The organism is Erythrobacter sp. NFXS35 (genome assembly GCF_040148725.1).
Lineage (GTDB): Bacteria > Pseudomonadota > Alphaproteobacteria > Sphingomonadales > Sphingomonadaceae > Erythrobacter.
In genome coordinates this window covers 1,327,581-1,347,010 of the sequence record NZ_JAGDEB010000001.1, presented here as the reverse complement: position 1 = coordinate 1,347,010, position 19,430 = coordinate 1,327,581, and the positions used below count along the sequence as shown (strand labels likewise).

Annotated in this window: 17 protein-coding genes; 8 read left to right on the top strand and 9 right to left on the bottom strand. The window is 64.7% G+C overall.

Annotated features, from left to right (window positions below; genetic code table 11):
* Positions 1 to 27: 27 nt before the first annotated feature.
* The 7 genes from J3454_RS06400 to J3454_RS06370 all read left to right on the top strand — a co-directional run bounded on the left by J3454_RS06400 (position 28) and on the right by J3454_RS06370 (position 7,670).
* Entirely contained in the window at positions 28 to 2,862 is a 2,835-nt protein-coding gene (locus J3454_RS06400; RefSeq protein ID WP_349512904.1) for a TonB-dependent receptor, read from the top strand.
* A 12-nt stretch (positions 2,863 to 2,874) separates the two neighbouring features.
* Complete coding sequence (locus J3454_RS06395) at positions 2,875 to 3,927, top strand: phytase (protein WP_349512903.1); 1,053 nt, start codon at positions 2,875 to 2,877, stop codon at positions 3,925 to 3,927.
* A 9-nt stretch (positions 3,928 to 3,936) separates the two neighbouring features.
* Positions 3,937 to 5,313 carry an alkaline phosphatase PhoX gene (locus tag J3454_RS06390; protein ID WP_349512902.1) on the top strand — a complete coding sequence of 459 codons (1,377 nt, stop codon included), beginning with the start codon at positions 3,937 to 3,939 and terminating at the stop codon, positions 5,311 to 5,313.
* A 44-nt stretch (positions 5,314 to 5,357) separates the two neighbouring features.
* A complete protein-coding gene (locus J3454_RS06385; RefSeq protein ID WP_349512901.1) occupies positions 5,358 to 5,921 on the top strand; it encodes a hypothetical protein in 564 nt (187 codons plus the stop codon).
* Positions 5,922 to 6,042: 121 nt separating this feature from the next.
* On the top strand, positions 6,043 to 6,504 hold the full coding sequence (locus J3454_RS06380) for a Dps family protein (RefSeq protein ID WP_349512900.1): 462 nt from the start codon (positions 6,043 to 6,045) through the stop codon (positions 6,502 to 6,504).
* Positions 6,505 to 6,576: 72 nt separating this feature from the next.
* Complete coding sequence (locus J3454_RS06375) at positions 6,577 to 7,197, top strand: 6-phosphogluconolactonase (RefSeq protein ID WP_349513150.1); 621 nt, start codon at positions 6,577 to 6,579, stop codon at positions 7,195 to 7,197.
* The gene (locus J3454_RS06370) at positions 7,197 to 7,670 is read left to right on the top strand and encodes an NUDIX hydrolase (RefSeq protein ID WP_349512899.1); all 474 of its coding nucleotides are present in this window, start codon (positions 7,197 to 7,199) and stop codon (positions 7,668 to 7,670) included. Before J3454_RS06375 ends, J3454_RS06370 begins: the two co-directional genes overlap by 1 nt.
* Before the next feature lie 4 nt (positions 7,671 to 7,674).
* Here J3454_RS06370 and dinB read toward each other — a convergent pair whose 3' ends face one another.
* On the bottom strand, positions 7,675 to 8,823 hold the full coding sequence (gene dinB, locus J3454_RS06365; protein WP_349512898.1) for a DNA polymerase IV: 1,149 nt from the start codon (positions 8,821 to 8,823) through the stop codon (positions 7,675 to 7,677).
* 127 nt (positions 8,824 to 8,950) lie between these two features.
* Here dinB and J3454_RS06360 point away from each other — a divergent pair, with 127 nt between their 5' ends.
* Positions 8,951 to 10,204, top strand: coding sequence for a multidrug effflux MFS transporter (locus tag J3454_RS06360; protein ID WP_349512897.1), 1,254 nt, complete (start codon positions 8,951 to 8,953; stop codon positions 10,202 to 10,204).
* Between the two features lie 104 nt (positions 10,205 to 10,308).
* Here the strand turns inward: J3454_RS06360 and J3454_RS06355 are convergent, their stop codons facing one another.
* The 8 genes from J3454_RS06355 to crtY all read right to left on the bottom strand — a co-directional run bounded on the left by J3454_RS06355 (position 10,309) and on the right by crtY (position 19,301).
* On the bottom strand, positions 10,309 to 11,862 hold the full coding sequence (locus J3454_RS06355; RefSeq protein ID WP_349512896.1) for an acyl-CoA carboxylase subunit beta: 1,554 nt from the start codon (positions 11,860 to 11,862) through the stop codon (positions 10,309 to 10,311).
* A gap of 108 nt (positions 11,863 to 11,970) precedes the next feature.
* A complete protein-coding gene (locus J3454_RS06350) occupies positions 11,971 to 13,869 on the bottom strand; it encodes an ATP-binding protein (RefSeq protein ID WP_349512895.1) in 1,899 nt (632 codons plus the stop codon).
* On the bottom strand, positions 13,866 to 14,351 hold the full coding sequence (locus tag J3454_RS06345) for a nuclear transport factor 2 family protein (protein ID WP_349512894.1): 486 nt from the start codon (positions 14,349 to 14,351) through the stop codon (positions 13,866 to 13,868). The genes J3454_RS06350 and J3454_RS06345 overlap by 4 nt, the downstream gene beginning before the upstream one ends.
* A gap of 62 nt (positions 14,352 to 14,413) precedes the next feature.
* Complete coding sequence (locus J3454_RS06340) at positions 14,414 to 15,376, bottom strand: phytoene/squalene synthase family protein (RefSeq protein WP_349512893.1); 963 nt, start codon at positions 15,374 to 15,376, stop codon at positions 14,414 to 14,416.
* Between the two features lie 91 nt (positions 15,377 to 15,467).
* Positions 15,468 to 16,049 (bottom strand): LOG family protein, encoded by a 582-nt coding sequence (locus J3454_RS06335; protein ID WP_349512892.1) that lies wholly within the window; start codon positions 16,047 to 16,049, stop codon positions 15,468 to 15,470.
* The gene (locus J3454_RS06330; RefSeq protein WP_349512891.1) at positions 16,046 to 16,474 is read right to left on the bottom strand and encodes a hypothetical protein; all 429 of its coding nucleotides are present in this window, start codon (positions 16,472 to 16,474) and stop codon (positions 16,046 to 16,048) included. The genes J3454_RS06335 and J3454_RS06330 overlap by 4 nt, the downstream gene beginning before the upstream one ends.
* Entirely contained in the window at positions 16,471 to 18,042 is a 1,572-nt protein-coding gene (locus J3454_RS06325) for a phytoene desaturase (RefSeq protein ID WP_349512890.1), read from the bottom strand. Before J3454_RS06325 ends, J3454_RS06330 begins: the two co-directional genes overlap by 4 nt.
* Entirely contained in the window at positions 18,039 to 19,301 is a 1,263-nt protein-coding gene (crtY, locus tag J3454_RS06320; RefSeq protein WP_349512889.1) for a lycopene beta-cyclase CrtY, read from the bottom strand. Before crtY ends, J3454_RS06325 begins: the two co-directional genes overlap by 4 nt.
* Positions 19,302 to 19,430: the final 129 nt, after the last annotated feature.

The following is a 19,430-nucleotide window of genomic DNA, read 5'->3' as shown; positions in this document are numbered from 1 at the left end:
CGGGGGGGCACCAACAGGGGGAAATTGATGATTCGTATTCGTCTTGCCACCGGCAGCGCCGCGCTTGCGCTCGCCGTCAGTCTGACCGCGCCCGCATTTGCCGGGGAAGTGATCGGCACGGTCGCCGATGCCAGCGACACCGCCGGCCTCGGGGCCGCCGAAGTGGTGATCGAGGATCTGGGGCGCCGCACCGTCACCGGCCGGGACGGCACCTATGTGTTCAACGACGTTCCCGAAGGCACCTACACCATCACCGCCCGCTATGTCGGCGCGGAAGCGGTCAGGTTCACGATCAACGTCCCGGCGGAAGGGCTGGTGCGTCAAAACTTTGTGCTCGGCGATTCCGGATCGGATATTCTGGTGCTGGGGCAGAGCGCGAACCTCGCCTCGGCGCTGTCGCGCAAGCGCACGGCGGATGGCGTGTCCGATGTGCTCACACGCGATTCCATCGGTCAGTTCCCGGACCAGAACGTGGCCGAATCGCTGCGCCGCCTGCCGGGTATCAACGTGCTCAACGATCAGGGCGAAGGCCGGTTCGTGACGGTGCGCGGGCTCGATCCGAACCTCAACGCCACGTCATTGAACGGCGTGCGCGTGCCTGCGCCGGGGATCGACGAACGGGGCGTGGCGCTGGACGTGATCTCGTCCGAGATCATCGAATCGATTGAAGTGAAGAAATCGCTCACGCCTGATATGGACGCCGATACCATCGGCGCGTCGATCGAGATCAAGACGACCAGCGCGTTCGACCGCAAGAACGATCTGTACGTGGTCAAACTCGGGGGCAGCTACAACGACTATTCGGGCCAGTTGACGCCCGACGTCGGGTTCGATTTCGCCACCAAGCTGAGCGATAATTTCGGCGTCACCGGCGGTCTGTCCTACTACAACCGCGAGTTCGAGAGCGACAATGTCGAAGGTGCGGACTGGCAGGAGGACGGCGGCCTCGTCTATGCCGAGGAAATCCAATATCGCGATTACGACGTCGAACGCGAACGCATCAGCGCCACGCTCGGTTTCGATGCGCGGGTGGGCGAGCACACGGAACTGTATCTCAAGGGCGTCTACAGCGAATTCAGCGATCAGGAATTCCGCCGTGATGTCATTTTCAAGCTTGAAGACGCCAATGTCTCGGGCAGTGGCACCAATGCGGTGTTTGATGATGCGGGCACCGAAATCGAGATCCGCCGCCGCGTCAAGGATCGCCTCGAAACCAGCCGCATCCGCACCGTGGTGTTCGGCGGCGAAAGCCGGTTCGGCGCGCTCACGGCCGATTATGCGGTCAGCTGGGCGAAATCGTCGGAAACCAAGGACGGATCGCTCGACCCGACCCGGTTCGACGCCAATTTCGAGGATTCGGGGCTGGAAATCGCCTTCGATTACAGCAACCCGCGCATTCCGCTGTACTCGGTAACCGGCAACAGCGCCGGCTTCCTCAATCCTCTCAATTATGAACTGGATTCGATTGAATTCACCGCCGGTTCGCTGGGTGAGGACGAGGAATTCGCTGCCCGGCTCGATCTCGGCTACGAAATTTATAGCGATGCCGGAACGCTGACCATTCAGGGCGGCGCCAAGGCGCGCTGGCGCGAGAAGTTCTTCGCCGGAACGTTCGAGTTTTACGAAAACGACGATTTCACCCTCGCCGATGCGCTGGGCGCCGGTCAGACCTATCGGCTTCCTGGTGTGGATCTGGAGCCGCTGCCCGGTTTCACCGAGGCGACCGAATTCTTCAACGCCAATCGCAGCGCATTCGAACTCGCCGAGATCGACACCGCGCTCGCCAGCAATGTCGAAGACTACACCGTCGAGGAAGACATCTTCGCCAGTTACCTGATGGGCCGCTGGGAAAGCAGCAAGCTGCTGGTGATCGGCGGCGTGCGGTATGAACGAACCGACAACCGCATGACCGGCAATGTCGTCAGGCTGATCGAAGAAGGGCAGGACCTGCCAGGTGGCGGCGTGGCGGCCGATGATACCGTGATCGTCACGCAGCGCGACATCGACCGCAATTACGATCACTGGCTGCCCAGCCTCAACATCCGGTATGCCGCCCAGCCCAACCTCATCATGCGCCTGGCCGGTTATCGCAGTCTGGTGCGCCCCAACATCGCACAGCTCGCCCCGCGGTTCGAGATCAACGAGGACGATGAAGCCGTGATCGGCAACCCCGATCTGGTGCCTTACGAAGCTTGGAATTTCGACGCGACGGTCGAATATTACATGTCGAGCAACGGCGCGTTGACAGCCGGATTGTTCTACAAGGAAATCGACAATTTCATCGTCGGTGTCGTGGTCGAAGAGCCGGGCAGCTTTCAGGGCATCGATTTCGAGGAGGCTGAGACCAATATCAACGGTTCGACCGCCGAAATCTTCGGGATCGAATTGGGCTTTTCCCAGCAGCTCGATTTCCTGCCCGGTCTGCTTTCGGGCTTTCTGGTGCAGGCCAACTACACCTTCACCGATGCCAAGGGCCTGATCCCCGATGGCGATCTCGGTGCGGTCACCGATACGCCGACCTTCCGCGAAATCACGCTGCCCAGCGCCAGCAAGCACACCTTCAATGGCGTGCTCGGATACGAAAAGGGCCCGCTCTCGCTCCGGCTCGCCGGCACCTATCGTGATGGCTACCTCGATGAAACGGACTCCAGCGCAGAAGAGGACCGCATCGTCGACAGCCTGTTCCAGCTCGATTTCACCGGCCGTTATTCGGTAAGCAAGAACCTGCAGGTCTATTTCGAGTGGATCAACATCAACGACGCGGAATTCTTCGCCTTCAACCGGCAGGGCGGACGGCAAAACGTGCTGCAGTTTGAAAAATACAACTGGACGATGAAGGGCGGTCTGCGCCTCACATTCTGATAGGAAGCAGCCATGATAAGACCTTTCCACGGTTTCGCGCTGCTTGCGGTGGGGATTGCCGCTGCTTGCGCAACGGTGACCCCGGCGATCATCGGCGACCCTGCTGTCACCGTGGCGGCGGTCGCCGAGACCCCGCCGGTCGGCACCGCCAACGAAGATGCTGCCGACGACCCGGCGATCTGGCGCAACCCGGGCAACCCGGCCGCCAGCCTGATCGTCGGCACCGACAAGAAGGGGGGGCTTTACGTCTATGACCTGAAGGGCGCGGAAAAGGGCTTCCTTGCCGCACCGGGGCTGAACAATGTCGATGTGGTCGAACTGGGCGATGGCACGGTGGTGGTCGCGGCCAGCGACCGCAGCGACCTGGCCACGGCGCAGATCACGCTGGCGCTGCTCGATAAGGAGACCGGCAAACTGATCCCGGCAGGCTCGATCGCAGTTGGGCCGGGCGAAGGCTACGGCATCTGCATCGACAAGCCGAACGCGGGGACGGTGCCGGGTGACAGCTTCCGGGTGTTCAGCGCGCCCAAGAACGGGGTGATCTACAGCACCGTGATCAGCCGCCGGGACGCCGCCTTTGCAGGCACCACCACCACGCTCGCCACTGTGGCCACCCAGCCCGAAGGCTGCATCGCCGACCCGCGCACCGGCACGTTGTATATTGGTGAGGAAGTCGCAGGGCTTTGGGCAATCGACGCCGCCACCGGAGCCAAGCGGATGGTCGCGCCGATCGACAACAAGCTGCTGGTCGCCGATCTGGAAGGGCTCGCCATCGCGCCTGAAGGCGAGGATGGCGGCTATCTGATCGGATCGTCACAGGGCGACAATGCCTATGCGGTGTGGCGCCTGCCCGACATGACTCCGCTGGGACGCTTCCGGATAGCGGCGGGCACCTTCGGCAGCACCGAGGAAACCGACGGGATCGAAGTCGATAACCGTGATTTCGGCCCCGATTTTCCCGGCGGCATCTTCATCGCGCAGGACGGGATCAACCCGCCCTATGCGCAGAACTTCAAATATGCCCGGTGGGACGCGATCCTTGCCGCGCTGGAGGCTCGGCCCTAAGTGAGCGGTATGACCGCACCTACAATCGCACCTGACCGCCGCCGTTTTCTCGGCGCGACCGCCACTGCCTTTGCCGCGCTTGCCGCCAGCGGCTGCATGACGCGCGGCGCGCCTGCCCCGACCCGCGCTGCGGCGGTGGGCGACGGGTTCACCGATTACGGCGCGCTGGTGCCCGATCCGGCGGGCTTGCTCGATCTTCCGCAGGGCTTTTCATATCGTGTGATCTCAAGCCTCGGCGATGCAATGGACGATGGCGGCACCGTGCCGGACCGTGCCGACGGCATGGGCTGCTTCGACATCGGGAACGGCGAGATCGCGCTGGTGCGCAACCACGAACTGCAGCCGCAGCACGATGCGGGCGGGGCAATCGCCAAGGGTTTTGGCAAACGCAATGGCGTGGTCGTTCCGGGGGGCACGACCAATATCGTGCTCGACGCCGAAACGCTCGCTGTCAAACGCCAGTTCCGCAGTCTTGGCGGCACGATCCGCAATTGTTCGGGCGGGGTGACGCCGTGGGGCACATGGCTGACCTGCGAGGAAGCCCCCACCGGGCCGGGCCAGCGCTACGGCGACGGGCTGGAGCGCAATCACGGCTGGGTGTTCGAAGTCCCCGCCTCGGCACGCGGGCTGGTCGACGCGGTCCCGTTGACCGCGATGGGCCGCTTCAATCACGAAGCCGCTGCCGTCGATCCGGCGACCGGTATCGTCTATATGACCGAAGACCGCGACGACGGGGTTCTGTACCGCTTCGTGCCCAAGGTGCCGGGAAGGCTGACCGCAGGCGGGCGGTTGCAGGCGATGGTGATCGACGGTCTTGCCGATACGCGCAACTGGTTGGAATCCGGCAGTACTGCGGCGATGGCTGTTGGGCAGAGTTACCCGGTGCGCTGGGTCGATCTGGACACGCCCGAAGCGCCCGCGGACGACCTGCGCCAGCGCGCCGCCGCCAAGGGCGCGGCGCTGATCGCGCGCGGCGAGGGGCTGCACATGGGCTTTGGTCGCGGGGGCAGCGAAGTCTTCGCCTGTTCGACCAATGGCGGTGCGAAGCAGCTGGGACAGATTTTCAAGCTGACCCCGGGGCTGGCAGGCGCGCCCGACATGGTGGAGCTGTTCTTCGAAAGCGAAAGCGAGGCGCAGTTCAACTACGGCGATAACCTCGCCGTCGCGCCGAACGGCCACCTGATCGTGTGCGAGGACCAATATACCGACGTGGTCGACAACCACATTCGCGGCATCACGCCCGACGGAATTGCCTATACCTTCGCGCGGCTGAAGGCGCAGACTGAGTTGGCAGGCGGGTGCTTCTCGCCCGACGGCAGGGTGCTGTTCGTCAACGCCTATTCCCCCACCGCCACTCTGGCGATCACCGGGCCGTGGGCGGCCTGAGCCAGCCGATTGGCCTAATCCCGCCAAGGCTTTAAGGCAGGCGCGTGGATAGTTTCCTGTTCTCCTTGCTGGTGGTGTTCGCGCTGGCGTCGGGCGGGCGCGATCAATGGCTGGTTGCGCACTTGGCTGACGCGCTCGGGCGCAGCGGGCCTCTGTTGCTGATCGGCATTGTCTCAGCCTGCGTCAGCGCCGCTGTGATGACATGGGTTGGCGCGCAGTTTGCCGCCATGCTGCCCCCGCGCGCGGCGCAGATGCTGGTCGCTTTCGCACTGGCGATTGCCGGGTTCGAACTCGGCTGGCGGGTCAAGCTGAAGCAGCCGCGCGAGCCAACCCGTTCGCTCGGCGCAATCGCCATCGTGCTCGCCGCTCGGCAGATCGGCGACGGCGCGCGGTTCGCGGTGTTCGCCTTTGCCGCGCAGGCAAGCCTGCCAGCCACCGCCGCACTGGGCGGCGCCTTGGGCGGGGCAGCGGCGATCGCTATGGGCTGGTCGCTCGGTTCAGCCGGGCTGGAACGACTGCCGCTGCGGGTGCTGCGGCGGGGGCTGGCCTTCGGCCTTATTCTTGCGGCACTCTTTATCGGATTGAACGCCCGCTACGCCGCATTCTGATCGCTTTGTTCGATTATTGCGAATTGAATAATGGCGAAACCAGATCCCTGTTCGTCCGTTATAACAATAACCATCTCAGCGGCACGATAATGCCGCATATCGCTTAATAAAGGAGAAGCTCATGGCTGATGCCAACACCAATTCCAAAGGCGCGCTGATTGCCGAACTCAATGGTTTGCTGGCCGATCACTTCGCGCTGTTCACCAAGACCAAGAACTTCCACTGGCATGTGAAGGGCCCGCGTTTTCGCGACCTGCACCTGTTGTTCGACGAGCAGGCCATCGAAATCCGCGACCAGATCGATGTCATCGGCGAGCGGGTTCGCAAGCAGGGCGGCGATACGCTGACTTCGATCGGATCGGTTGGGCGCCATACCCAGATCAAGGATCAGGACAGCGCTTCGCTCGGCGCTGAGGAGATGATCGCGGAACTGCGCGACGATAACCAGAAGGTGGTCGACCGGCTGAAGAAGATGAAGGGTCTGGCCGAACAGGCGGGCGACAATGCCACTGACGGCCTGCTGGACGACTGGACCGACATGGCGGAAGAGCGGGTGTGGTTCCTGTCGTCGTTTCTGGGCTGATAATTTCTCGCAAGATCAAAAATGGGGCTGTTTCCGGTTATCCGGGAGCAGCCCTTTTGCTATGCTGCGCGGATGCAGGCTGTCACCACCATCGAGAATGCCGGGCCGGAAGCGATTGCCGACTGGCTGGCGCAGCGACTGGCCGGCGGGGGTGCCATCACCATTCCCGGCGGATCGACCCCGTTTCCGATCCTCGCTGCGTTGATCCAACAGCATGGGGCGGAGCTCGACTGGGCCTCGCTGGAGGTGTGGCCCAACGACGACCGGATCGTGCCGGAAGATCACGAGGCGTCCAACACTGGCAAGATCCGCGCCTTGCTGAAACCGGCGGGCGCGCAGATCGCGGCTCTTAGTGAAGGCACCCGCCCACCGCATTTCGCGCTGACCTGGCTCGGCATGGGGCCGGACGGGCACATCGCTTCGCTGTTCCCCAACACCGACCCGCAAGGCGGCGATCCGCAGATGATCCGCCGCTTGACGCCCGATCCGCTGCCAGCTCATGCGCCGTTCGACCGCATCACGCTGACGATCCCTGCATTGCTCGATACAGACCGCATCGTTTTCACGCTCGGCGGCGCGGCGGACAAGCGCGCGGTGTTCGAAGCGGCGATGCGCGGCGAGCACGACTTGCCCATCGCCCGCCTGCTGCGCGTGGCGGTTGAACGCGACATACCCGTCACCGTGTTTACCTGATGCCAGTCCTTATTCCCGCCCGGCTCCACCGCGCCTTGCTGCCGCTCGCGCATATCGGCCGCCATTACTGGCGACGCTGGCGCAAGGCGCCGATTGCCGGGGTCAGCGTTGTCATCACCAATCTCGGCGGCGATGTGCTGTTGCTGAGGCATTCCTATGGCCCCGATGTGTGGGCCTTGCCCGGCGGGGGGCTGAAGCCCGGCGAAGACCCGCTGGAGGCTGCCCGGCGCGAGGTGCACGAAGAACTGGGGATCGCGCTGGCACGGATCGAACAATTCGCTACGCTGGAGGAGGTGCTGTCAGGCTCGCCCCACACCGCGCATCTGTTCGCCGCCACTTGTGACGAGCGCCCCCGGCCCGACCGGCGCGAAGTGGTGGAAGCGCGGTTCTTCCCCTCGCATTCGCTGCCCGAGCCTCTGGGCCGATCCACTCGCGCGCGGATTGCCGCATGGAAGGCGCGGGGGACGGAGTAGGGCGCTATAACAGCGAAAGTTGCGCCGTATCGGGCTGCCGCCTGGGCTCTTCGGCGCCTTCGAGGTTGCCGAGCGTCAACCCCATCAACCGGATCGGCCCGCGCAGTGGCAATTCCGCTTCCAGCAGTGCGCGGGCGAGGCGTGCGAATTCCTCGCGTCCGCTGACGAAATCGGGTAGCGAGGTCGCGCGGGTCATGATGCGGAAATCGGTGAACTTGAGCTTCAATGTGACGGTGCGCCCGCGTACCGGCTGGCCATCGCTGCCCGCCGCCTCGATCCGCTCCCACACGATGGCGATGATATTCTCCAGCGTTTCGCGCAACGCCGTGCCGCTGCCGATATCCTCGCTGAACGTCCGCTCCCCGCCGACCGACTTGCGCAAGCGGTGGGCGCGCACTGGCCGCAAATCGATCCCCCGCGCTGCCCGGTAGAGGTAATCGGCCATGCTGCCGAATGTCCCGCGCAGAAAGGCGATGTCCTTCGCCGCCAGATCGGCGCCGGTCGCGATGCCGAGGCGCTGCATCCGCTCCTCCGCCTTCGGCCCGACTCCGTGGAACCGCCGGATCGGCAGCCCGGCCACGAACGCAGCGCCCTGGCCGGGGCGGATCACGCATAACCCGTCGGGTTTGTTCTGATCGCTCGCAAGCTTGGCGAGGAACTTGTTGTAACTCACCCCTGCGCTCGCGGTCAGCCGCGTCTTGGCGCGGATTTCCTGCCGGATCAGCTGGGCGATCCGGGTGGCGCTACCGATCCCGAGCCGGTCGTCGGTGACATCGAGATAGGCCTCGTCCAGGCTCAGCGGCTCGATCGCGTCGGTATAGTGTTCGAACACCCTGCGGATCTGGCGGCTGGCTTCCTTGTAGGCATCGAAGCGCGGGCGCACGAAGATGAGATCGGGGCACAACCGGCTGGCGGTGACCGATGGCATGGCGCTGCGCACCCCGAACACCCGCGCTTCGTAACTCGCCGCCGCCACCACGCCGCGCCCGCCCGCCCCGCCGACCGCCACCGGCTTACCCTTCAGCTCCGAATTGTCGCGCTGTTCGACGCTGGCGAAGAAGGCGTCCATATCGACATGAATGATCTTGCGCAGGCCGAGCCGATCCTGGCGCGCGGCGTCATCGTCGTCGGGTTCAGGCGGTTGGGCAGCCATCCGCCGCAAATAGAACCTTCGGGCGTATGAAGGAACCATTGCTGGAACTTTCCGCGTCGCCCACGATTTTGTGCAGATGCGAAAAGAACAGTGGTCTTCCGGCGAACCAGTGGGCAAAGGCCCGGGCATGGCCACCTCGTCCGTCCCTGCTGCGCCGCTACGCAAGGCTCTCGGAGAGCGCGAGCTGCTGTGGATGATGGCGTTGCTGATGGCGCTGAACGCCTTCGGGATCGACGCGATCCTGCCTGCGCTGGATGCGCTGGCGGCGGATCTTTCGGTCGCGGGCAATGATCGGCAATTCGTGATCGGCGTGTTCCTGCTGGCTGGCGGGATCGGTTCACTGGTGCCCGGCGCGCTGGCCGACCGGTTCGGGAGGCGACCGATCCTGCTTGGCGCGATCGCGGTCTATATCGTGCTGTCGATCCTCAGCGCGCTTGCCCCCACCTATGACGCGCTGATCGCGGCGCGGGCGGTGCAGGGCTTCTTTGCCGCCGGGGTCATCGCCCTGCCTCCCGCGATCATCCGCGACCGCGTGGGCGGGGACAAGATGGCCCGCATGATGAGCCTGATCTTCGTGATCTTCCTGATGGTGCCGGCAATCGCGCCGACCATCGGCGAGATCATTCTGCAATTCGGTAGCTGGCGCGCGATCTTCGGCTCAATGGCGGTGCTGGGTGCGGGGATGGCGGCGTGGGTCTATTTCCGCCTGCCCGAAAGCCTGACCGAAGAGAACCGCCAGCCGATCCGGCCGCATACCATCGCGACCAACATGACCCGCGCGCTCGCGATGCCGAGCGTCGCCGGTTACGTGATCGGCAGTGCGCTGGTGTTCGGCGCCTTGTTCGGCTTCATCAATTCCTCGCAGCAGCTGATTACCGAGACATTCGGTGCGGGCGACATCTTCCCGATTATTTTCGGCATCTGTGCCGGATCGATGGCGGTGGCGAGCTGGTCGAATTCGCGCATCGTCGAACGCTTCGGCGCTCGCCGGGTGAGCCATACGGCGCTGTTCGCATTCATCGCGGTGGCCGGGTGCCAAGTGTTCTTCGCCTTCCAGCCGGACGAAAGCCTGTGGGTGTTCGTGCCGCTGATGGCGATCAACATGGCGTTGCTCGGCTTTATCGGCTCCAATTTCGGCGCGATTGCGATGAACCCGTTTTTCGCCATCGCTGGCGCGGCCAGTTCCGCTCACGGCTTCGTCCGCATGACCACGGCGGCGCTGCTGGGCGGAGCGATCGGCTATGCGTTTGACGGCACCGCCCGTCCGCTGGCGCTGGCCTTGCTGGCGAGTGGGCTGGTGTGTCTGGTGCTGGTGCTGCTGAGCGAGAAGGGCAAGCTGTTCGGGCCGAGCGATGCTGAGGCTGGGTTGGGCGCTTCTTGACTTTCGCACCCGCATCCGCGGGTGCGTCCTCGGTGCTGATCCCTTCGCTTCGCTGCGGGGCACCTGCGGGCGGGCGGTCGCCCTTGCGGCCCTTCGGGCCGTTCCTAGCGCCCGCTTTCGAGCCTACGCCAAGCTAGCCCCGCGAACTCGCACAATAGCGGCCGGGTATCGCGCGGGTCAATGATGTCCTCGACGTTGAAGCGCTCGGCCGAGCGGAACGGCGAGGTGACTTTCGCCAACCTTTCGCGGATTTCCTCCAGCAGCGCTTGCGGATCATCGGAGGCTTCCAGTTCGGCCTTGTAGGCGACCTCCAACCCGCCCGCGATGGGAAGGCTGCCCCAGTCGCCTGAGGGCCAGCAATAGCGGTACTGGTACCGGTCGGCATTGCTCATCGCGCTGCCCGCGATGCCATAGGCGCGGCGCAGGACGATGCTGGCGAGCGGCACGGTGGCACGGTAGATCGCGTTCATCGCGTTCACGCCGTAACGGATCGTCCCCGCCATCTCCGCCTCGCGCCCGATCATGAAGCCGGGGTGGTCGACGAGGTGGACGATGGGCAGGCGGAACTGGTCGGCCAGCTTGACGAACCGCTCAACCTTTTCGCTGGTCTTGGCCTCCCACGATCCGCCGAGGTAGCTTGGGTCGCTCGCCACCACGCAGACCGGCCAGCCATCGAGCCGCGCAAAGGCGGTAATTGCGGCGCGGCCCCAATGCCTGCCGATCTCGAACACGGTGCCGGTGTCGAACAGCATCTCCATGCAGCGGCGCATCGAATAGACTTGCTTGGGATCTCGCGGCACCAAGCTGAGCAGCGCTTCCTCGCGTCGTTTGGAGGGATCATCGCAGACAGAACGCCGCGCGGGCTGGCCGACATATTCGGGCATGAAGCTCAGGAAATGCCGCGCACGAGCGAAGGCTTCGGCCTCTGATCCCACCTCGTCATCGACCACCCCGTTGCGGGTGTGGATCGCCGAGCCGCCGAGCGCTTCCTTCGCCTCCTCGTGATTGGCCGCACCGCCCTTGTATGCCTCGCCCAAGCCATCGACCACGGCGGGCCCAGCGGCGAAAATCTGGCTGAGGCCCTTCACCATGATCGAGTAATGGCTGGCCACCGTCCGCGCAGCACCAAGCCCCGCCGTCGGGCCCAACGCCAGCGCCACCACCGGCACGGTGTCGAGATTGGTCACCACATCGCCCCAGCCGGGCACCGCTGGGATATACGTCGCGCCGATCTGTTCCAATGTCTTGACGCTGCCGCCGCCGCCCGTGCCGTCGATCATGCGGATGATCGGGAGCCTGAGTTCGTGCGCCATGCGCTCGGCCTGCACCATCTTGCGCGCAATCCCCGCATCCGCCGCGCCGCCGCGGATGGTGAAGTCGTCGGCGGTGGCGACCACGGGGCGGCCATTGATGGTGGCCTTGCCGAACAGAAAGGGGGCGGGGGTGACGCTCTGCAGATGGCCGTTTGCGTCATACTTCGCCGAGCCCGCAATCTTGCCGATCTCGCGGAAGGAGCCCTCGTCGCACAAAGCCGCCAGCCGCGCGCGGGCGTCCATCTTGCCGCGCCCGTGCTGGCGCGCAACCTTGTCCGCGCCGCCCATTTGCTCGGCCAGCGCCTCGCGCGCGCGGAGTTCTTCGAGTTCTTTGGCCCAGGTCATTCCCTCTCCCTCACAGGCCCACCCCTAACCCCTCCCGCAAGCGGGAGGGGGGCTGGTCGCGCCCTCTTCTCCCCTCCCGCTTGCGGGAGGGGCCGGGGGTGGGCAAGTCTATTCTGCCGAAGCAGGCACCACCGTCACCAACACCGCCTCGACCTGCACCTGCGCGCCCGCGCTCACCGCCAGCCCCTCGATCACCCCGTCGAAGGGGGCGGTGAGGGCGTGTTCCATCTTCATCGCCTCGAGCACCAACAGCCGCTGCCCGGCGGTGACGGCCTGCCCTTCGCTGACATCGACCGCGATGACCTTGCCCGGCATCGGCGCAATGATCGCGCCGTCTGCGGCAGAGGCTTGGCCCCCGGCGTCAGCTCGCGGCCATGACAGGCGGATCAGATCGCCTTCAATCTGCACGAACTGGTCGCCGTGATGGTGAACATCCACGAACCCATGTTCGAATCGTTCGCCGGATTTGGTCGGGCGGAACTCGAAGTCGCGAGCCTCTCCCTCGACATCGAGCCGTTCTTTCGGCTTGTCAGGGGCGTTCAGCCTGAACCCCCGCAAGCCAACGCTCCGGTCATCGAAGTCGGTGGACTCGCGCTGAAGCCAGCATAGCGCATCGCTCAGCACACGATCCGACGGCGTCGACACGGTCGTCAGGGTGTCGAAGGCATCGGCGATCAGCCCCGTGTCCAGATCGGCGGTGCGGACGCGGGCGTTCTTCAGCAGGCGAACGAGAAAGCCCTTGTTCGATTTGACCGGCCAGACGCGCGATACGGACAACTGGAATTCAAGTGCATCGAGGGCCGTTTCCCGACTGTCGCTATGCACCACCACCTTGGCGATCATCGGATCATAGAACGGCGATACCACATCGCCTTGCTCGACCCCGGTGTCGATGCGCGCATCTTCCGGGAAGAGTTCAAGCAGTTCGAGCCTTCCAATGCTCGGCAAAAACCCTTTGGCCGGGTCTTCCGCATAGAGCCGCGCTTCGATCGCATGGCCATTGATCGACAGCTCCTCCTGCCGCTTCGGCAACACCTCCCCGCTCGCCACGCGCAGTTGCCATTCGACCAGATCGACCCCGGTGATTTCCTCGGTGACGGGGTGTTCCACCTGAAGCCGGGTGTTCATCTCCATGAAGAAGATGCGGTCGGCGCGCAGGCCTTCCGAGGCATCGGCGATGAATTCGATCGTGCCCGCGCCCTCGTAATCGACCGCCTTGGCCGCGCGCACGGCGGCGGCGCAGATTGCCTCGCGGGTGGCTTCGTCCATGCCGGGGGCGGGGGCTTCCTCGATTACCTTCTGGTGGCGGCGCTGCAATGAGCAGTCGCGCTCGAACAGGTGGACGACGTTGCCGTGGGCATCGCCGAACACCTGCACCTCGATATGGCGGGGCGAGGTGATCCATTTCTCCAGCAGCACCTCGTCATTGCCGAAGCTGGCCTTGGCCTCGCGGCGGCAGGATTCCAGCGCGGCGGCGAAATCAGCGGGGGCATCAACCTTGCGCATCCCCTTGCCGCCGCCGCCCGCGACCGCCTTGATCAGCACGGGGTAGCCGATGGCCTCGGCCTCCTTGGTGAGCCGTTCGAGCGATTGATCCGCGCCGAGATAGCCGGGGGTGACGGGAACGCCCGCTTCGATCATCCGCGCCTTGGCCGCATCCTTCAGGCCCATTGCCCGGATGCTAGCAGGCTTGGGGCCGACCCAGATGAGCCCTGCGTCGATCACGGCCTGCGCGAAGTCGGCATTCTCCGACAGAAAGCCATAGCCGGGGTGGATCGCATCCGCGCCGGTCTGCTTGGCAGCGGCGATGATCTTCGCGCCGACCAGATAGCTTTCGGCGGCAGGGGATGGCCCGATATGCACAGCCTCGTCGGCTTGGCGCACATGCAGCGCCTTAGCATCGGCATCGGAATAGACCGCGACCGTGGCCACGCCCATGGCGCGGGCAGTGCGGATGATACGGCAGGCAATCTCGCCGCGATTGGCGATGAGGAGTTTGGCGATCATTGTGCGGCCTCCGGCGAACCCAGCGCCTCGCAGCGGTCGGGCGATTCAATCGTGAAGCTGGTATTGGCGACCTTCCACATTCCGTCGCGCTTGACGAGGCTCATGGAGTTGATCCCGCAATGGCTGGTCTTGCCGCCCGCGATGAAGCGGTACGGCCCCCACACCTGCGCCATGTCGCCATCGACCAGCACGGTGTCGTAGATCATCCGTTCGTCCAATCCCGGCGGCGACTTGGCCCAGTTTTCCAGGTGCTTGGCGACGGGAACGATTTCCACGCGCGGAGCATCGGGTGTCATGCGGTTGTGGATGAAGATCATGCCTTCGGGGAGCATCTGCCGGGCGAGCGCCGTCTTGTCGTCGCTGCGCAGCGCGGCGAAGAACGCATCAACGGCAGCGATGGCCTCGGCCTGATCGGGCGTCGGTTCGGCGGCGGCGGGCGCAGCGGCGGCGAGAGCGGCGGCGGCGGTGAGGATGGCTTTCATGAAGGGGTGGTTAGCCTTGACTGGCGATAAAGAAAACCGTTCAGGGCGAACGGAATTGAGGGTCAGGCGCGGGGCGCATGGGCGGGCCGGTAATCCGTGATCCCCCAGTCGATCCCGCCTTCCGGCATCTTCTCGCGGTTGATCACCGCCGAAAGAAAAGCGCGCGCACCGTACAGCGCCTTTTCGCCGCGCGGCACATAGGTGCGGCTGGCCCATGCCTCGGGCCCGCGCTTTCTCACCTTGCGCCCGATTGCGCCGTAGATGCGGGCGGCGGACAGCACCGCCCAGCGGCTGCGGAAGGGGAGCTTCGCCGCGCCCACGCGCGCCGCCGCCTCGTGCTTTTCCACCAGCGCCACCAGCCGCGCGGCCATCGCGGCGAGTTCGTTGCGGTGGTGCGGTTTGGTGTGCTGGCCCGGCTCGATATCCTGTTCGACCAGCCAGATTTCGGGGAGGTAGCAGCGGCCCACCGCGTCATCCTCGACAATATCGCGGGCGATGTTCGATAGCTGGAAGGCGAGGCCGAGATCGTTGGCGCGGTCGAGCGTTTCCTGATCCTCGGGATCGACGCCCATCACCACCGCCATCATCACGCCCACCGCGCCCGCGACATGGTAGCAATAGCGCAGCATGTCGGCCTCGGTGCGGGGGCGCCAGTCTTCGGCGTCGAGCTGGAACCCGGCGATCACGTCCTCGGCCATTTGCGGGGTCAGGCCGACTTCGGCAGCGACCACGCCCAGCGCGTCGAAGGCCGGGTCGCCGGTCGGCTTGCCTTCGAACGCCAGCGCTGTCAGCTTGCGGATCAGCGCGAGCCGTCCGGCAAGCTCGGTCTGGTCGCCCAGCACCCCGCCCATGTCCTGATTATCGGCAATGTCATCGGCGCGGCGGCACCAGGCGTAAAGCAGCCACGCCCGCTCGCGCGTTTCCTTGTCGAATAGGCGCGCGGCGGCGGAAAAGCTCTGCGATCCGCGCTTGATCGACAGCCGGGCATGTTCGACCAGCGCGGCGCGGGTGGCGGGATCTGTCATTGCCAATAACGTGCGTCCCCGCGCAGGCGGGGACCTCCTCCGTAATTGCGGGAGGTCCCCGCCTGCGCGGGGACGCACGCTTGCGGCAACATTACAGCTCCTCGGCCTTCATGCGGAAGATCGGCGTGTGCGGCTGATAGGCTTCCATCTTGGCGAGCAGTTCGCCGATGGTGTCGGCGGCGATCAGGATGTTCTGGTGCGCGGGCCGGACGAAGCCGACCGCCGCCATCTTCGCGTTGAAAGCGAGCAGATCGTCATAGAACCCGAAGGAATTGAGCACGCCCACCGGATCCGAGTGATATCCCAATTGCGACCAGCTCATCGCTTCCCACAATTCGTCCATCGTGCCCACCCCGCCGGGGAGCGTCACGAAGCCATCCGACAGGTCGGTGAACTTCTGCTTGCGTTCGTGCATCCCGCTGACGGTGATGAGTTCGTCGCAATCATGGTTGGCGACTTCGGCGCGGACAAGGCTTTCGGGGATGATGCCGATGACTTCGCCGCCGGCGTCCTTCGCGCCCTTGGCGACCGCGCCCATCAGGCCGAGCCGCCCTCCGCCATAGACGAGGCCGATGCCGCGCCGCGCCAATTCCGCGCCGACATCATAGGCCAGTTGCACATAGCGCGGATCTTCGGGCGAGGCCGAACCGCAATAGACAGCGAGACGTTTCATTGCGCCGCCTTAGCATCCGTGCAGGCATGGGCAATGATCGCCAGATCACCCATCGACAGCGGCGTGTCGTGAAAATCCATCGTCACCGCAGGGATCGGCGCGCGGGTCTGATTGCCGAATTCCGATCTGAAGAACCACGCTTCCTTGATGCCGATCTGCTGGCGCTCGCAATCGACCGCCATCACCGTGTCGAGCGTCATGCCGTCATTATCGGTAAGATCCATCCGGACCAGCACCAGCCGAAGCGGGCGGCCGCCGAGCGTGTCGGCACCGTGCCACGCCCGATCCACCCAGCCTTCGCCCGGATCGTCGATCGCGATGGTTGCCCAATCCGACTGGTGCCCTTCGGCGACCAGCGGCGAGGGGCCGAACGCTGCGGCCGCGCCGGCCGCTGCCATCAGCGGCGCGGCGAGCAGCGCGATCACGCGGGCACCTTGGCCAAATCCTCCAGCATCAGCCCGGCGGTCGCTTTCGCGCTGCCGACCACGCCGGGAATGCCTGCGCCCGGATGGGTGCCCGCGCCGACCAGATAGTAATTGTCGATCACGTCGTCGCGGTTGTGGCCGCGCAGATAGGCGCTCTGCCACAGCACCGGCTCAAGGCTGAAGGCGCTGCCCATATGGGCGTTCAGATCCTGCTTGAAGTCCTTGGGCGCGTAGCTGAACTTGGTGATGATCCGGCTGTGAATGTCGGGGATCAGGCGGCGGCCCAATTCATCGAGGATCATTTTCTCCAGCTTCGGGCCGACTTCGTCCCAGTCCAATGGCATCTTGCCCATGTGGCTGACGGGGACGAGCGCGTAGAACGTGCTCTTGCCTTCGGGCGCCATGCTCGGATCGGTCACGGTCGGATGGTGGAGGTAGATCGCAAAATCCTCGGGCACCACGCCGTTCTTGTAGATGTCGTCAAGCAGGCCTTTGTAGCGCTTGGCGAACAGGATCATGTGGTGCGGGATGCCGGGCCAGGTGCCCTCCAGCCCGAAATGCACCACGAACAGCGATGGCGAAAAGCTCTTGCGATTGAGGCTCTTGGCAACCTTCTTGCCGCGCTCGGAACCGGACAGCAGGTCTTTGTAGGAATGCATGATGTCGGCGTTGCTGGCGACCGCATCGAACCGCTGACGGAAGCCGCTCTTGGTCTCGACCTCGGTCGCCTTGGTGCCGATTGTATGCACCTGCACCACCGGATCGCCCACCCGCATCGTGCCGCCCAGCCGCTCGAAATGGCGCACCATCCCCGCGATCAACCGGTTGGTGCCGCCGCGCGCCCACCATACGCCGCCGTCCTTCTCCAGCTTGTGGATCAGAGCATAGATCGACGAGGTGTTCATCGGGTTGCCGCCAACCAGCAGAGAATGGAAGCTGAAGGCTTCGCGCAGCTTGGGGTGTTCGATATAGCTCGACACCATCGAATAGACGCTGCGCCACGCCTGTTCCTTGATAAGCGCAGGCGCGGCCTTCAGCATCGACTTGAAATCGAGGAACGGCTTGGTGCCGAGCTTGAGATAGCCTTCCTCATACACCCGCGCCGAATATTCGAGGAAGCGGGCGTATCCGGCTACGTCTGCCGGATTGAGCTTGGCAATCTCGGCGTTGAGGCTTTCCTCGTCATTCGAATATTCGAAATTGGTGCCGTCCGGCCAGTTGAGGCGGTAGAACGGCATGACCTTCATCAACTCGACATCTTCGGCGATGTCGTACCCGGTCAGCTTCCACAATTCTTCAAGACAGGGCGGATCGGTGATCACCGTCGGCCCGCCGTCGAAGGTGAACCCGTCGCGCTCCCAGTAATAGGCGCGGCCACCCGGCTTGTCGCGGCCTTCGATCACGGTGGTGGCGATGCCAGCCGATTGCAGCCGCACGGCCAGCGCCATGCCGCCGAAGCCCGCGCCGATCACGCAGGCGGTGCGCCCGGCATAACGTTCGGCCAAAGCGGGGTTCACGCCTTTCACACCGGTCGGGGTGCCAAGGTTCAGCTTCACATCGGCGTTCATGCCGGGGTCTCCATCTTGAGTGGCTTGGTGTCCAAGGGCTTCCCTGGAGAAAATAGCGCGCGTATGGCACGCCCGATAGATACGGGGGGCTTGCCGGTCAGGATGCGCAGGCGATCCGGCAATGTCGAGCGCCCGGCGTAGAAGCGTTCGACCAGATTTCCGCGCAGGGCGTAGAAATGTTCGAACACCACCACGCGCCTGCCGGGCTCGGCGGCTTCGAACAGCATCCGGCTGAGCATCCGGTAATAGCCGGTGGCGCGCCAGTGGCGCTTGGCCCGGCGGTGGCAGAAGGCGGCGAGATCACTGCCTGTCAGGGCCGGACGGGCCGCGATCAGCCGCGCGATGGCGAGCGCATTGTCGGCTGCGAACGGCAGGGTGTAGCTGGTGAGCGGGTGCGAAAACCCGCCGCGCGCGCCGGCCCGGGCGACGCCGGGAATGGCGATTTCCGCCTGAGCTGCGGCAAAGTCCCCGCCGGAAATCACCGGCAGGATGCCTGCTTCGGAATCGATCACTTCGCCCTTCCAGCCGTGGCGGTGGGCATATTCGGCGACCCGGCCTTTCAGCACCTCGGCGTCCATCTTCGGCTGATCGGCGTAATAGGTGTCCTCCACGAACACCTCCGTCGGCGACAGCGGCAGGACATAGACGAAACGGTATGCCGCGCCATTGCCGTGCGGGGCCAGTTGATCGACGCTGGCATCCATGATGACCGGGCGGGTCAGACCATGGGGCTGCTCGCACCGGAAATGCTGGCCGAGGAACACCTGCCATCCGCCCGCAAGGTGCGGCGACGCGCGGAACGGGCGGCAATCGATCACGCGACTGGCAGCAATCCGCGTGCCATCGGCCAGCATGACACCGTCCGCATCGAGGCTGTCCGCCTTCGTGCCCAGCATCACCCGGTCAGCCGGCAATTCGGCGATCAGCTTGGCGTGGAATTCGGCGCTGGCGAGTGAACGGTAGGATGTCGGCAGCGTGCGGCCAAGGCCGGGGAAGGTGATGTCATAGCCTTCGTCCCAGCCGTTGAGCGCAAAGCCAGCCATCAATTCCTTTGCCTGCGGGGCGAGATCGGTTTCGAACCAGCTCCAGCGGTGATGCCCGCCCAGCGTTCGTCCGGCCTCGATCAGCAGGAACCGACAGCCCGGCGCATGGCGATGCAGCGCGAGCGCGATCAGCCCGCCCGCCAGCCCGCCGCCGACGATGACGATGTCCTGCGCACTCGCGCGTGTGTGATCAACAATGTGCGGTGAATCGCTCATGCTTTTCCAGCCCTAGGCCAGCCGCGCCGGATCGGCAATGTCGCGCCGAAGGTCGCGGCATGAAAGCGTGTTGCAACATGCGCTTCGGGAACATAAACGCCCGCATTGTTTTTGAGACAGGTTCGCATC

What these genes read in the sequence shown, in the direction of transcription:
- J3454_RS06400 (WP_349512904.1), top strand. Translation starts at nt 28, where the DNA reads ATGATTCGTATTCGTCTTGCCACCGGCAGCGCCGCGCTTGCGCTCGCC.
- J3454_RS06395 (WP_349512903.1), top strand. Translation starts at nt 2,875, where the DNA reads ATGATAAGACCTTTCCACGGTTTCGCGCTGCTTGCGGTGGGGATTGCC.
- J3454_RS06390 (WP_349512902.1), top strand. Translation starts at nt 3,937, where the DNA reads ATGACCGCACCTACAATCGCACCTGACCGCCGCCGTTTTCTCGGCGCG.
- J3454_RS06380 (WP_349512900.1), top strand. Translation starts at nt 6,043, where the DNA reads ATGGCTGATGCCAACACCAATTCCAAAGGCGCGCTGATTGCCGAACTC.
- J3454_RS06375 (WP_349513150.1), top strand. Translation starts at nt 6,577, where the DNA reads ATGCAGGCTGTCACCACCATCGAGAATGCCGGGCCGGAAGCGATTGCC.
- J3454_RS06370 (WP_349512899.1), top strand. Translation starts at nt 7,197, where the DNA reads ATGCCAGTCCTTATTCCCGCCCGGCTCCACCGCGCCTTGCTGCCGCTC.
- dinB (WP_349512898.1), bottom strand. Translation starts at nt 8,823, where the DNA reads ATGGCTGCCCAACCGCCTGAACCCGACGACGATGACGCCGCGCGCCAG.
- J3454_RS06360 (WP_349512897.1), top strand. Translation starts at nt 8,951, where the DNA reads ATGGCCACCTCGTCCGTCCCTGCTGCGCCGCTACGCAAGGCTCTCGGA.
- J3454_RS06355 (WP_349512896.1), bottom strand. Translation starts at nt 11,862, where the DNA reads ATGACCTGGGCCAAAGAACTCGAAGAACTCCGCGCGCGCGAGGCGCTG.
- J3454_RS06350 (WP_349512895.1), bottom strand. Translation starts at nt 13,869, where the DNA reads ATGATCGCCAAACTCCTCATCGCCAATCGCGGCGAGATTGCCTGCCGT.
- J3454_RS06345 (WP_349512894.1), bottom strand. Translation starts at nt 14,351, where the DNA reads ATGAAAGCCATCCTCACCGCCGCCGCCGCTCTCGCCGCCGCTGCGCCC.
- J3454_RS06340 (WP_349512893.1), bottom strand. Translation starts at nt 15,376, where the DNA reads ATGACAGATCCCGCCACCCGCGCCGCGCTGGTCGAACATGCCCGGCTG.
- J3454_RS06335 (WP_349512892.1), bottom strand. Translation starts at nt 16,049, where the DNA reads ATGAAACGTCTCGCTGTCTATTGCGGTTCGGCCTCGCCCGAAGATCCG.
- J3454_RS06325 (WP_349512890.1), bottom strand. Translation starts at nt 18,042, where the DNA reads ATGAACGCCGATGTGAAGCTGAACCTTGGCACCCCGACCGGTGTGAAA.
- crtY (WP_349512889.1), bottom strand. Translation starts at nt 19,301, where the DNA reads ATGAGCGATTCACCGCACATTGTTGATCACACACGCGCGAGTGCGCAG.